The organism is Mesorhizobium sp. M1E.F.Ca.ET.045.02.1.1 (genome assembly GCF_003952485.1).
Lineage (GTDB): Bacteria > Pseudomonadota > Alphaproteobacteria > Rhizobiales > Rhizobiaceae > Mesorhizobium.
Window position 1 is genome coordinate 2220951 of the sequence record NZ_CP034447.1, and the last position, 13713, is coordinate 2234663.

The window sequence follows — 13713 nt, forward strand, 5'->3', positions numbered from 1 at the left end:
CATGAAGACCCTTGGCCTCATCGGCGGCATGAGCTGGGATTCGACGGCGATCTATTATCGCCTGCTCAACGAGATCGTGCGCGAGCGGCTGGGCGGGCTGCATTCGGCGAAGCTTTTGCTGTGGTCGTTCGATTTTGCCGAGATCGCCGAACGCCAGCATGCGGGCGACTGGCAAGGCGCGGGCACTCTTCTCGTGGAGGCCGCGCGCGGGCTGGAGGCAGCCGGCGCGCATGGCCTGGTGATCTGCACCAACACCATGCACAAGCTCGCCGACCAGGTGCAGGCAGCGGTGTCGATCCCGTTGATCCACATCGCCGATGCCACGGCGCACGCCGTCGTCGAAGCGGGCGTCAAGCGCCCGGCGCTGCTCGCAACACGCTTCACCATGGAGCAGGATTTCTACAAGGGGCGGCTCGCCGACAAATACGGCCTGCAGCCCGTGGTGCCGGACCGGACCGGCCGCGACATGGTGCATCGGGTGATCTACGACGAGCTCTGCCAGGGCGTCGTCAGCAGCGGTTCGAAAGCGGCCTATGTCGAAGAAGTCGGCCGCCTGCGGCGCGATGAAAAGATCGACGGCCTCATCATGGGCTGCACCGAGATCACGATGCTGATCGGCCAGGGCGATTTCGACATTCCGGTGTTCGACACCACGCGCATTCATGCCGAGGCGGCGGTCGAATTCGCGCTGTCTTGATACGTTCTTTCTAAAGTACCGGCCGCCATCTGGCGTGCGATTTTTCCTCCGCTAGAATGCCGGCAATTTCAAACAAGAATTTACGAGGGGGAAAGATGGAATTCGCGTTTCCGTGGCCCGCGAGCCAGGGCGAGTGGCTGGCATGGTCGAGCGCCGTTGTCACCTTGCTCATCGGCCTGTTGCTGTTCCTGGCGCCGAATCTCGCCTTCCGCATCCTGCGCCTGCAGGCGAAGCCCGAGAAAGCGGCGGCGATCGCCGAAGGGCGCGGCCGCATGTCGGGCTTCTATCTCGGCGTCAGCCTGTGCTGCATCCTGTTGGCGCAGCCGCTGCTTTACATGGCGCTCGGCTTCTCCTGGCTGTTCACGGCCTTCGGCCGGCTCTTGTCGATGATGTCGGACGGCGCCAACACCCCTTTCAACTGGGCTTCCATCGTGGTTGAATTGGCGCTGGCGGCCCTGCCGCTGGCCTTCGCCTTCGGCTTCGTGCCGTGAATTCGTGACTAAAGCGCGTCGCGCCGAAGCGGATTCAAGCGACGCGCTTTGGGTCCTTGTTTTGATGCATGTCGTTTTCCCAAAACCGCTGCACACTTTTGGGCGACATGCATTAATCCGGCGCTTGAGCTTGGCCTTCGCCGCCTGATGCGACAAAAGTGCCTGAAAACCATGCCGGACGATGCATTGCGGTCTTAAAAGGCCTGTGCTAGACGGCAATCGACTTTCGGCCGGGGATAGCGGAAGCCGCGCCTCCGTGCTTGGAAAAATGCAGTAAGGTCAAAGATTTAGCCAGAGTTTTTGCTCGCGCCAACAATCTGCGGCCTGTCAGACAAGAGAAAAGACGGTCCGTGGCCCAATCGTCATCGCCAATCTCAGCTGTCGCAGAACGCTATGCAAGCTCGCTGTTCGAGCTCGCGCTGCAGGAAAATTCGGTCGCCAAGGTCGAGGCCGACCTCAACGACTTCGAGGCGATGCTCAACGGCAGCGCCGATCTTACCCGGCTGATCAACAGCCCGGTGTTCTCCAGCGAGGATCAGGCCAAGGCGATCGGCGCGATCGTCGGCAAGGCCAAGATCACCGGCCTGGTCGGCAATTTCCTGCGCGTCGTCGCCAAGAACCGCCGCCTGTTCGCCGTGCCCGGCATGATCAAGGCGTTCCGCCAGATCGCCGCCGATCATCGCGGCGAGGCGTCGGCCGAGGTCACCTCGGCGCATGCGCTGACGGATGCGCAGCAGACCGAGCTCAAGGCGACGCTGAAGAGCATCGCCGGCAAGGACGTGGCCATCGCCATGACCGTCGACCCGTCGCTGCTCGGCGGCCTGATCGTCAAGATGGGCTCGCGCCAGATCGATACGTCGCTCAAAACCAAACTCAATTCGCTCAAGCTTGCACTGAAAGAGGTCGGCTGATGGACATCCGCGCCGCGGAAATTTCCGCAATTCTGAAAGACCAGATCAAGAATTTCGGCAAGGAGGCCGAGGTCTCCGAAGTCGGCCAGGTTCTGTCCGTCGGTGACGGCATCGCCCGCGTCTACGGCCTCGACAACGTCCAGGCCGGTGAGATGGTCGAATTCCCCGGCGGCATCCGCGGCATGGCGCTGAACCTCGAAGCCGACAATGTCGGCGTCGTCATCTTCGGCAACGACCGCGACATCAAGGAAGGCGACACCGTCAAGCGCACCGGCGCCATCGTCGACGTTCCGGTCGGCCCCGGCCTGCTCGGCCGCGTCGTCGACGCGCTCGGCAATCCGATCGACGGCAAGGGTCCGATCAAGGCGACCGAACGCAAGCGCGTCGACGTCAAGGCGCCCGGCATCATTCCGCGCAAGTCGGTGCACGAGCCGATGTCGACCGGCCTCAAGGCCATCGACGCGCTGATCCCGGTCGGCCGCGGCCAGCGCGAACTGGTCATCGGCGACCGCCAGACCGGCAAGACTGCCATCATCCTCGACACGATGCTGAACCAAAAGTCGGTGCACGACAACGGTCCGGAGAAGGAGAAGCTCTACTGCGTCTACGTCGCCGTCGGCCAGAAGCGCTCGACCGTCGCGCAGTTCGTCAAGGTGCTGGAAGAGCGCGGCGCGCTCGACTACTCCATCATCATCGCCGCCACCGCGTCCGACCCGGCGCCGATGCAGTTCCTGGCGCCATTCGCCGGTTGCACGATGGGCGAATATTTCCGCGACAACGGCATGCATGCCCTCATCAGCTATGACGACCTGTCGAAGCAGGCCGTCGCCTATCGCCAGATGTCGCTTCTGCTGCGCCGCCCGCCGGGCCGCGAAGCCTATCCAGGCGACGTGTTCTATCTGCACTCGCGTCTCCTGGAGCGCGCCGCCAAGCTCAATGACGACAACGGCAACGGCTCGCTGACCGCGCTGCCCATCATCGAAACGCAGGCCAACGACGTGTCGGCCTACATTCCGACCAACGTGATCTCGATCACCGACGGCCAGATCTTCCTCGAGACCAACCTGTTCTTCCAGGGCATCCGCCCGGCGGTGAACGTCGGCCTGTCGGTGTCGCGCGTCGGCTCCTCGGCGCAGATCAAGGCGATGAAGCAGGTCGCCGGCTCGATCAAGGGCGAGCTCGCGCAGTACCGCGAAATGGCGGCCTTCGCGCAGTTTGGCTCGGATCTCGACGCCGCTACGCAGCGCCTGCTCAACCGCGGCTCACGCCTGACGGAGTTGCTCAAGCAGCCGCAGTTCTCGCCGCTCAAGGTCGAGGAGCAAGTCGCGGTGATCTTCGCCGGCGTCAACGGCTATCTCGACAAGCTGGCGCTCAACCAGGTCGGCAAGTTCGAGCATGGCCTGCTCAGCCACATGCGCTCGGCCGGCAAGGACGTGCTCGACGGCATCCGCGAGGAGAAGGCGCTGTCGGACGACCTGCGCGCCAAGCTGAAGGCGGAAATCGACGCCTTCGCCAAGACCTTTGCTTGAACGAAGCCGGACGGGATCGGGTTGAAGCATGGCTTCGTTAAAAGACCTTCGTAACCGTATCGCCTCGGTCAAGGCGACGCAGAAGATCACCAAGGCGATGCAGATGGTCGCCGCGGCGAAGCTGCGTCGCGCGCAGGACGCAGCGGAAGCGGCCAGGCCCTATTCCGAGCGGATGGGCGCGGTGCTGGCCAACATCACCCAGGCGATCGGCGGCGGCGGCGATGCCCCTGCGCTGATGACCGGCACCGGCAGGGACGATGTGCATCTGCTCATCGTCTGCACCGCCGAGCGCGGCCTGTGCGGCGGCTTCAACTCGCAGATCGCGCGTCTTGCCCGCGACCACATCCGCCGGCTTCTCGCCGATGGCAAGCAGGTCAAGATCATCTGCGTCGGCAAGAAGGGTTTTGACATCCTGCGCCGTGAGTACAGCTCGCTGATCCTCGAGCGCGTCGATCTGCGCGAGGTCAAGACGCTCGGCTTCGTCAACGCCGACGCGATCGCGCGCAAGGTGATCAACCTGTTCAACCAGAATGGCTTCGACGTCTGCACGCTGTTCTATTCGCAGTTCAAGTCGGTGATCAGCCAGATCCCGACGGCGCAGCAGATCATCCCGGCGGCCCAGGCTTCCGCCGCCGCCGAAACGGGCAACGGCGCCACCGCCGTCTACGAATACGAGCCGGAGCCGGGCGAAATCCTTTCCGACCTCATCCCGCGCAACATCGCCGTGCAGATCTTCCGGGCGCTGCTCGAGAACGCGGCCGGCGAGATGGGCGCCAAGATGAGCGCGATGGACAATGCGACGCGCAATGCCGGCGACATGATCAACAGGCTGTCGATCACCTACAACCGCCAACGGCAGGCGCAGATCACCAAGGAATTGATCGAAATCATTTCGGGCGCCGAGGCGCTCTAGGCACGCCCCGCCGCCGAGGTCCTCGACCTCACAGCGGACGGCGTGAGCAACGGATAGACGAAAAGGGCAAAGACGATGGCGAAAGCAGCTACCCCGAAGACCGCCAAGGCGGCACCGGCCCCCAAGGAAGCGGCAAAGGCTCCGGCCGCCGCCGCGAAGGCCGCTCCGGCGAAGAAGGCGGCCGCTCCGGCCAAGGCAGCAGCCCCCGCCAAGGCGGCAACGACTGCCAAGGCGGCGAGCGTCGCGGCGAAGAGGGTCGGCGCCGCCGGCAAGGTCCGCCAGGTCATCGGCGCCGTCGTCGACGTGCAGTTCGAGGATCATCTGCCGGCCATTCTGAACGCGCTGGAAACCAACAATGTCGGCAACCGCCTGGTGCTCGAGGTCGCCCAGCATCTCGGCGAGAACACCGTGCGCTGCATCGCCATGGACTCCAGCGAAGGCCTGGTCCGCGGCCAGGACGTCTTCGACACCGGCGGGCCGATCTCGGTGCCGGTCGGCCCGGGCATGCTCGGCCGCATCATCAACGTCATCGGCGAGCCGGTCGACGAAGCCGGACCGGTCGACGCCGTCGAGCTGCGCGCCATCCACCAGCCGGCTCCGGCCTATGTCGACCAGTCGACCGAAGCGCAGATCCTGGTCACCGGCATCAAGGTTCTCGACCTGCTGGCGCCTTACGCCCGCGGCGGCAAGATCGGCCTGTTCGGCGGCGCCGGCGTCGGCAAGACCGTGCTGATCCAGGAACTGATCAACAACGTGGCCAAGGCCCACGGCGGCTTCTCGGTGTTCGCCGGTGTCGGCGAGCGCACCCGCGAAGGCAACGACCTCTATCACGAGTTCATCGAATCGGGCGTCAACAAGAAGGGCGGCGGCCAGGGCTCGAAGGCGGCACTGGTCTACGGCCAGATGAACGAGCCGCCGGGCGCGCGCGCCCGTGTCGGCCTGACCGGCCTCACCGTCGCCGAATATTTCCGCGACCAGGGCCAGGACGTGCTGTTCTTCGTCGACAACATCTTCCGCTTCACTCAGGCGGGCTCGGAAGTGTCGGCGCTGCTCGGCCGCATCCCGTCGGCGGTGGGTTACCAGCCGACGCTGGCCACCGACATGGGCGCGCTGCAGGAGCGCATCACGACGACGACCAAGGGCTCGATCACCTCGGTGCAGGCGATCTACGTTCCGGCTGACGACCTGACCGACCCGGCGCCGGCGACGTCCTTCGCCCACCTTGACGCCACCACCGTGCTCAACCGCGCCATCTCGGAAAAGGGCATCTATCCGGCCGTCGATCCGCTGGACTCCACCTCGCGCATGCTCGACCCGATGGTCGTCGGCGAGGAGCACTACCAGGTCGCCCGCCAGGTGCAGTCGATCCTGCAGCGCTACAAGTCGCTGCAGGACATCATCGCGATCCTGGGCATGGACGAGCTGTCGGAAGAGGACAAGCAGACGGTTGCCCGCGCCCGCAAGATCGAGCGCTTCCTGTCGCAGCCGTTCTTCGTCGCCGAAGTGTTCACCGGCTCGCCGGGCAAGCTGGTCGACCTCGCCGACACCATCAAGGGCTTCAAGGGCCTCTGCGCCGGCGACTACGACCACCTGCCGGAAGCCGCCTTCTACATGGTCGGCGGCATCGAGGAAGCGGTCGAGAAGGCGCAGCGCCTGGCGGCTGAAGCAGCGTAAAAAAGCGAATAGCGAATAGGGAGTAGCGAATAGGGATCAGTGGGCCGGCCGAGTTTCTTCACTACTCGCTACTCGCTATTCACTACTCGCTAGATTGGCATGGCTGAAGCTTTCAAGTTCGAACTGGTCTCGCCGGAGCGGCTTCTCGTTTCCGAGCAGGTCGAGTTCGTCGTCATCCCGGGTGTCGACGGCGAAATGACCGTGCTTGCGCAGCACGCTCCGGTCATGACCATGATCAAGCCCGGCGTCGTCACGGTGAAGACCGCGGCCGGCGCCGAAGAGCGCTATGTCGTGTTCGGCGGCTTCGCCGACATCCTGCCTTCCGGCTGCACGCTACTCGCCGAGTCGGCGACGCATGTGAACGACATCGACCGTGCCGACATTGCCCGCCGCATCCAGGAGGCCCGGGAAGACGCCGCCGACGCCAAGGACGACGAGGCTCGCGCCAAGGCCGAGCAGTTCCTCAGCCAGCTCACGACGCTGGAAGGCGCGCTGTTGCCGGCCTGACGCAGCTCATGACAATGGATCGAAGGAGCGGGGCTTGCCCCGCTTTTTTGTTTGATGGACAGTCCGCCTGCTTGTCAGCAAGCGGTCGATGTCCAGCGAAGATATCTGGACCCGGTCACCCGCAGGCGAATCAACGGCTGTCTATGCCGAGCGCGGCGAATGCCAGCACCGGACCCTCTCGCCGCAAGTGGACGAGATGCACGGCCACGAGTTCGATCAACGTGCGGCGTTCGGCGTGATCCTTGGCGAAACCGGCAAGGTCGAACACTGCCGTGACTGTTTCGTTCGCCGGCAATTGTTGGTCCAGAAGTGCCGTCAATGCCGCATCGAGCGGATCGGTGAAATGGCCCTCCGGCAAGGTCTTTCCCCGCGCCGCGCAGGCGGCGATCCAAGCGGCTACCACCAGCGTCAGATGAACCAGCTCGGTGCCGGCTTCCAGGCACTCCAGGGCCGATGCAATGATGCGCTGCGGCAGTTTCTGGCTGCCGTCATTGGCGATCTGCGCCGTGCGATGGGCGAGCGCCGTGTTGGAAAAGCGCTCGGCGAGCTCGGCCGTATAGGCGGCCGTATCGAGCCCGGCGCCCTCCGGCAGCGTCGGGATCGCTTCTGCCCACAGCGCATCGACGAATTGCCGGATCGCCGGATCGGCGAATGCGCGATCGACGGTGGCATGGCCGGTGAGCAGGCCGAGATAGGCGATGCCCGAATGGGCGCCGTTGAGCAGCCTCAGCTTCATGTCCTCGAAGGGACCGACGTCCTCGACCATGGTGACGCCGAATTTTTCCCAGGCCGGTCGTCCAGCGGGGAAACGATCCTCGACCACCCATTGGCGGAACGGTTCGGTCATCACCGGCCAGGCGTCCTCGAGGCCGAGCTCTTGCGCAATACGCGTCCGGTCGGCATCCGTGGTCGCCGGCACGATGCGGTCGACCATGCTCGACGGGAAAGCCACATCGTCAGCGACATAGCCGGCTAACGGCCGATCGCCTGCGCTGCCACGGGCGGCATCGCCCTGGCGGGCGGCCTCGGCATCGCCCTGGCGGGCGAGCCGTGAATCGCGCAGCTTTGCGAACTCGATCAGCAGGCGGTGGAGCGTGGCGCCGTTGGCGGGAAGGTTGTCGCAGCAGAGCACGGTGAAGGGCGGTATGCCGGCGGCGCGGCGGCGGGCGAGCGCCTCGGCCAGGAAGCCGTGCGTGGTTCTCGGCGATCCAGGGTTTGCCAGATCGTGCACGATGTCGGGATGGTTCTCGTCGAGGCTGCCGTCGGCCGCCCTCAGATAGGCCTTTTCGGTGATGGTCAGCGTGACGATGCGGATGCGTGGATCGGTCAGCGCGGCGAGCACCGCGCCGGGGTCTTCCGGCGCCACCAGCAGCGACAGGATCGAGCCGATCACCTCAAGCCGCTCGCCGGCGCTGTCTCTTACCGCCAGCGTGTAGAGCCCGTCCTGCGGCGACAGCGCATCGCGCGTGTCGGGGCTGCGCAGCGAGACGCCGATGATGCCCCAGCCCGTCTCGCCATCCGCCAGGCAGGCGTCGACATAGGCCGCCTGATGGGCACGATGGAAGGCGCCGACACCGAGATGGACAATGCCCGGCGTCACTGCACCGCGATCGTAGCGCGGTATGACAATGGCACCCGGCAGGTTCGCGATCGTGGCGTTCGAAAGACGGCTGTTCATTGGCTTGAAGTCTCCGATCCGGCGCGTCGAGCCGCTCGCCTGGCAGCAATGGACGGCTGCGACGTAGCACCCGTCGCTGCCCCGCACAATGGCCGTACTTCATGCAAAAGTCATCATACAACTTAATGATTTTTGTATGTTGACATTATCTCCGACCGATCTACCAATAGGCCAGCCTGGGAGGAGAAAGTGGCTGCACTGACCGATCCGGATCTGCTTTTCGCGCCGGAAACGCGAACGTTGGCTCGCACCCTTTATGCCGGGGTCAAAGACCTGCCGATCATCAGTCCGCATGGCCACACCGATCCGCGTTGGTATGCGCTCAACGAGCCGTTCCCCGATCCGGCGCAACTGCTGATCGTGCCGGATCACTACATTTTCCGCATGCTGTTCAGTCAGGGCGTGCGCCTTGAAGATCTCGGCGTGCAGACGCTCGACTTCCCGATGCTCAATGGGGCCCCGGTCGAGACCGACGGCAGAGCGATCTGGCGGCGCTTTGCCGAGCACTATTATCTGTTCCGCGGCACGCCGACCCGGCTCTGGCTCGACCATGTGCTCGAGCATCTGTTCGGTATCGAAGAGCCGCTCAATGCGAGCACCGCCGACCGCCATTACGACACGATCGCCGCGCTGCTCAGCCAAGACGACTATCGCCCTCGGGCGCTGTTCGAGCGCTTCAAAATCGAGGTGATCGCCACGACCGAAGGCGCGCTCGACGACCTCAAATGGCATCGGATGATCCGCGACAGCGGCTGGCAAGGTCGCGTCGTCACCGCCTACCGGCCCGACGCGGTGGTCGATCCCGACTTCGAAGGATTCTCAGGCAATCTCGACCGGCTGGGCGAGATCACCGGCTGCGACACCGGTACCTGGGCCGGTTATCTCGAAGCGCATCGAGAGCGCCGCGCCTATTTCAAGGAATTCGGCGCCACCTCTTCCGATCACGGTCACCCGACCGCTGAGACCGCCAATCTTTCCGATCACTCTGCGGAAGAATTGTTCAACCGCATCCGCCGCGGCTCGGACGACGAGCGCGAACGGCGGCTGTTCCGCGCCCAGATGCTGACCGAGATGGCCAAGATGAGCCGTGACGACGGCCTGGTGCTGCAGATCCATCCGGGATCATGGCGCAATCATTCGCCGGCTATTTTTCAGAAATTCGGCCGCGACAAGGGTTTCGATATCCCGACCAGGACCGACTATGTGACGGCGCTGAAGCCGCTGCTCGACTGCGTCGGGCTGGAGCGCGACCTGACAATCATCCTGTTCACGCTCGACGAGACGAGCTACGCGCGCGAGCTGGCGCCGCTCGCCGGCGTCTATCCGGCGCTCAGGCTCGGACCGGCATGGTGGTTCCACGACAGCCCGGAAGGCATGCGCCGCTTCCGCGAAATGACCACCGAGACGGCCGGCTTCTACAACACCGTCGGCTTCAACGACGACACGCGCGCCTTTCCGTCGATCCCGGCGCGTCACGATATCGCCCGCCGCGTCGACTGCGCATTCCTGGCGCGGCTGGTCGCCGAATACCGGTTGCGCGAGGAGGAAGCGCATGAGCTGGCGCGGGAGCTTGCCTACACGCTTGCCAAGAGAGCGTACCGGCTCTGAGCGGTACGTCAGGGTTTCAAAGGGAGGAAGTCATGTTGCATTTTTCGAAATTGACGGCGGCCACATTGGCCTTCGGCTCGCTGCTGATCGGCATCGCCAATGCCGAGACCGTGCTGCGGTCGTCGGACACGCATCCCGACGGCTACCCGACCGTCGAGGCGGTCAAATATATGGGCGAGCTGATCAAGCAGCGGACGAATGACCGCTATTCGATCGAGGTTTACCACTCGGCGCAGCTCGGCGAGGAGAAGGACACGATCGAGCAGACGCAATCGGGTGTGATCGACCTCGACCGCGTGTCGATGGGGCCGTTCAACGGAATCGTTCCGGAAACCGCGGTGCCGTCGCTGCCTTACATGTTCCGCTCGGTCGAGCATATGCGCCATGTCATGGACGGGCCGATCGGCGACCAGATCCTGAAAGCGTTCGAGGCGCATGATCTCGTTGGCCTCGCCTTCTACGATTCCGGCGCGCGCTCCTTCTACAACACCAAGAAGGACATCAGCTCGATTGCCGACCTGAAGGGCATGAAGTTCCGCGTCATCCAGTCGGACGTGTTCGTCGACATGGTCAACGCGCTCGGCGCCAACGCCACGCCGATGGCCTATGGCGAGGTCTATTCGGCGCTGCAGACGGGTGTCATCGACGGGGCCGAGAACAACTGGCCGAGCTTCGAATCCGCCAAGCACTACGAGGTCGCCAAGCATTACACGCTGGATCAGCACCAGATCGTGCCGGAAGTGCTGGTGATGTCGAAGGCGAGCTGGGACAAGCTCTCGCCGGAAGACCAGGCGATCGTCAGGCAGGCGGCCAAGGACAGCGTCGTCAAGATGCGCGAGCTCTGGGACGCGCAGGAGAAGAAGTCGCGCGATATCGTCGAGAAGGCCGGCGTCAAGGTCGCCGAGATCGACAAGCAGCCGCTGATCGACGCCATGAAACCCGTCTACGACAAATATCTCTCGACGCCCGCGCTCAAGGATCTCGCCGCCCGCATCCAGGCTGCGAAATGACCAGAACCGACAATAGACCGAGCGGCGCGAACACCTCCGCGCCGCCAGTGGCGAAGCCGGAAACGAACGCATTCTGGCTGCGCGCCGAGCGCCTGCTGTCGGGCCTGGCGACGCTGGCGCTGTGGGTCAGCGGCGCCGGGCTGACCTTGATGACGATCATCATCGCCTGGCAGGTCTTCTCGCGCTATGTGCTCAACCGCTCGCCGAGCTGGACCGAGGCCTCCTCGGTGCTGCTGATGGGCTGGTTCATCTTTCTCGGGGCTGCGGTCGGCGTGCGCGAACGCACACATCTCGGCTTCGACGTGCTGCTCTATTTTCTGCCGGCGCCGGCAAAGGCGGTGCTTCGCACCATTTCCGACATCGTCGTGCTGGCGTTCGGCGGCGGCATGATCATCTACGGCATCCAACTTGCCAGGCTGACCTGGGGCACGATCATGCCGTCGCTCGCCCTGCCCGGAGGCGTCGGCTTCCTGCCGGTCATCCTAGGCGGCGCGCTGGTCTGCCTGTTCTCGCTCGAACGGCTTGCCGGGCGCTTTGCCGGCCTGCCTGTCGATACCGACATCCACGCCACCGGCGAGGAGATGTGAGCCATGGCCTTGACCGTGCTTTTCGGCACCTTCGTCTTCCTGCTGATCATCGGCACGCCGATCGCCTTCTGCCTCGGCGTGGCGAGCTTCGCAGGCATCATCGCGCTCGGCCTCCCTCCGGTGGTAGTGTTCCAACGGCTGAACTCGGGTGTCAGCGTCTTCTCGCTGATGGCCATTCCGTTCTTCATCTTCGCCGGCGACCTGATGGTACGCGGCGGCATCGCCGCCCGCCTGGTGGCGCTGGCCGGATCTGTTGTCGGCCATCTGCGCGGCGGCTTGGGCCAAGTCAACATCGCCGCATCGACCATGTTCGGCGGCATCTCTGGTTCGGCCGTGGCCGACGCGTCCGCGGTCGGCGGGCTGATGATCCCGCAGATGAAGGCGCGCGGCTACGGCATCGACTACGCCGTCAACATCACCTCTGTCGGGGCCATCATTGCCCTTTTGATCCCGCCGTCGCACAACATGATCATCTACTCCATCTCGGCCGGCGGCCGCATCTCGATCGCCGACCTGTTCACCGCCGGCGTCATCCCGGGCCTGCTTCTGGCGCTCGCGCTGATGATCACGGCCTATCTGGTCGCCAGCCGGCGCGGCTATCCGACCGAGCCTTTCGCCGGTTTCGGCCGGGCGCTCCAGTTGCTCTTCGGCGCCATTCCGGGCCTCATCCTGATCGGCATCATCTTCGGCGGCGTCCGCTCCGGCATTTTCACAGCAACGGAAAGCTCCTGCATCGCCATCGTCTATGCCTTCCTGGTCACACTCATCATCTACCGCTCGATGAGCTGGAACGATTTCGTCTCGGCGACCACCGCGGCGGTGCGCACGACGGCCATGGTCCTGATGATCATAGGCTGCGCCGCGGCCTTCGGCTGGCTGCTCGCCTATCTGCGCGTGCCGGCGGCGCTGGTCGCCTTCCTGCAGGAGATCTCCAGCGACAAGCTGGTCATCCTGCTGTTGATCAACGTCGTGCTTTTGATCCTCGGCACGTTCATGGACATGTCGCCGCTGATCATCATCACCACGCCGATCTTCCTGCCGGTGGTCATGGCTTACGGCGTCGACCCGGTACATTTCGGCGTCATCCTCATCCTTAATCTCGGCATCGGCCTCTGCACGCCGCCAGTCGGGGCCGTGCTCTTCGTCAGTTGCGCCATAGGCCGCATTCCGATCTGGACGGCCATGCGGTCGATCTGGCCCTTCTATGGCGCGGCCTTCGCAGTGTTGATGCTTGTCACCTATGTGCCGGCAATATCATTGTGGCTGCCCAATCTTTTCCACTAAGGGGTCTTTTCCACTAAGGGGCCTTTTCCATTAGGAGTGATCGAGGTGGCCGATAGCACAACCGACCTCAGGGTCGAACGGAAGCCGAAGCTGTCGGAAACGGTGGTCGCGGCGATCCGTAAGCAGCTTTTGGCGGGCGAGATCCCGCCCGGGCACAAGCTGCCGACCGAGGGGCAGCTCACTGAGACCTTCGGCGTCAGCCGCACCGTTATCCGCGAGGCCTTGGCCAAGCTTGCCGCCGACGGCCTTGTCGAGCCGCGCCAGGGCGCCGGCGTCTTCGTCACCGAGCACATCTCCACCACCCTCGGCGTTTTAGCCGCCGACATGGGGGCCAAGGATTCCATCGCGCTCAACGTGCTCGAGGTGCGGCTGGCGATCGAGATCGAATCGGCCGGACTTGCCGCCATCCGCCGCAACGCGGCGCAGGAAGCGGCGATCCAGGAGGCCTTCTTCGAGTTCGAGCGGCTGCTGCTCGACGGCCAGCCGACCGGCCCGGCCGACCTCGCCTTCCACCGCGCGATCGCCAGCGCCACCAACAATCCGTTCTATGTCGAGATGCTCGACGTGCTCGGCCGCCGCGCCATTCCCTGCGACGTCACCTCGCCCTGGTCGACGGAGCTCGTCCAGTCCGACGAGTACCAGCGCGGCCTGCAGCGCGAGCATCTGGTGATCCTCAACGCGATTTCGGCGGGCGACGCCAATGCCGCGCGCGAGGCGATGCGGACGCATCTCGCCGCCAGCCAGCAGCGCTACCGCGAGCGTCTGCAGGCGCGGCAGGCCTATTACGCAAAGTCGGTGGCGGCCGCGTCGACCGGATGATCATT

At 64.5% G+C, this 13713-nt stretch carries 13 protein-coding genes; 12 read left to right on the forward strand and 1 reads right to left on the reverse strand.

Annotation, left to right across the window (positions count from 1 at the left end; translation table 11 throughout):
• The first annotated feature begins 1 nt into the window (after position 1).
• The 7 genes from EJ070_RS10720 to EJ070_RS10750 all read left to right on the forward strand — a co-directional run bounded on the left by EJ070_RS10720 (position 2) and on the right by EJ070_RS10750 (position 6722).
• Positions 2 to 697: an aspartate/glutamate racemase family protein gene (locus EJ070_RS10720; protein ID WP_126091335.1), complete on the forward strand. Its 696-nt coding sequence runs from the start codon at positions 2 to 4 to the stop codon at positions 695 to 697.
• A gap of 95 nt (positions 698 to 792) precedes the next feature.
• Entirely contained in the window at positions 793 to 1188 is a 396-nt protein-coding gene (locus EJ070_RS10725) for a DUF4345 family protein (RefSeq protein WP_126091336.1), read from the forward strand.
• A 350-nt stretch (positions 1189 to 1538) separates the two neighbouring features.
• On the forward strand, positions 1539 to 2099 hold the full coding sequence (locus EJ070_RS10730; protein ID WP_126091337.1) for a F0F1 ATP synthase subunit delta: 561 nt from the start codon (positions 1539 to 1541) through the stop codon (positions 2097 to 2099).
• The gene (atpA, locus tag EJ070_RS10735) at positions 2099 to 3628 is read left to right on the forward strand and encodes a F0F1 ATP synthase subunit alpha (protein ID WP_126091338.1); all 1530 of its coding nucleotides are present in this window, start codon (positions 2099 to 2101) and stop codon (positions 3626 to 3628) included. The genes EJ070_RS10730 and atpA overlap by 1 nt, the downstream gene beginning before the upstream one ends.
• 28 nt (positions 3629 to 3656) lie before the next feature.
• Positions 3657 to 4541 (forward strand): F0F1 ATP synthase subunit gamma, encoded by an 885-nt coding sequence (locus tag EJ070_RS10740; protein ID WP_126091339.1) that lies wholly within the window; start codon positions 3657 to 3659, stop codon positions 4539 to 4541.
• A gap of 75 nt (positions 4542 to 4616) precedes the next feature.
• On the forward strand, positions 4617 to 6215 hold the full coding sequence (atpD, locus tag EJ070_RS10745; protein WP_126091340.1) for a F0F1 ATP synthase subunit beta: 1599 nt from the start codon (positions 4617 to 4619) through the stop codon (positions 6213 to 6215).
• A 99-nt stretch (positions 6216 to 6314) separates the two neighbouring features.
• Positions 6315 to 6722: a F0F1 ATP synthase subunit epsilon gene (locus EJ070_RS10750; RefSeq protein WP_040974468.1), complete on the forward strand. Its 408-nt coding sequence runs from the start codon at positions 6315 to 6317 to the stop codon at positions 6720 to 6722.
• 130 nt (positions 6723 to 6852) lie between these two features.
• Here EJ070_RS10750 and EJ070_RS10755 read toward each other — a convergent pair whose 3' ends face one another.
• The gene (locus tag EJ070_RS10755; RefSeq protein ID WP_126091341.1) at positions 6853 to 8400 is read right to left on the reverse strand and encodes a mannitol dehydrogenase family protein; all 1548 of its coding nucleotides are present in this window, start codon (positions 8398 to 8400) and stop codon (positions 6853 to 6855) included.
• Between the two features lie 189 nt (positions 8401 to 8589).
• On the opposite strand from EJ070_RS10755, the gene uxaC reads away from it, so the two are divergent.
• From uxaC to EJ070_RS10780, 5 genes are read left to right on the forward strand one after another with little or no spacing between them, the layout of a single operon-like run.
• A complete protein-coding gene (gene uxaC, locus EJ070_RS10760) occupies positions 8590 to 10008 on the forward strand; it encodes a glucuronate isomerase (RefSeq protein ID WP_126091342.1) in 1419 nt (472 codons plus the stop codon).
• A 32-nt stretch (positions 10009 to 10040) separates the two neighbouring features.
• Positions 10041 to 11018: a TRAP transporter substrate-binding protein gene (locus EJ070_RS10765; RefSeq protein ID WP_126091343.1), complete on the forward strand. Its 978-nt coding sequence runs from the start codon at positions 10041 to 10043 to the stop codon at positions 11016 to 11018.
• Complete coding sequence (locus EJ070_RS10770) at positions 11015 to 11605, forward strand: TRAP transporter small permease (protein ID WP_126091344.1); 591 nt, start codon at positions 11015 to 11017, stop codon at positions 11603 to 11605. Before EJ070_RS10765 ends, EJ070_RS10770 begins: the two co-directional genes overlap by 4 nt.
• A gap of 3 nt (positions 11606 to 11608) precedes the next feature.
• Positions 11609 to 12889, forward strand: a complete 1281-nt coding sequence (locus EJ070_RS10775) for a TRAP transporter large permease (protein WP_126091345.1) — start codon at positions 11609 to 11611, stop codon at positions 12887 to 12889.
• A 45-nt stretch (positions 12890 to 12934) separates the two neighbouring features.
• The gene (locus EJ070_RS10780; protein ID WP_126091346.1) at positions 12935 to 13708 is read left to right on the forward strand and encodes a FadR/GntR family transcriptional regulator; all 774 of its coding nucleotides are present in this window, start codon (positions 12935 to 12937) and stop codon (positions 13706 to 13708) included.
• Positions 13709 to 13713 lie beyond the last annotated feature (5 nt).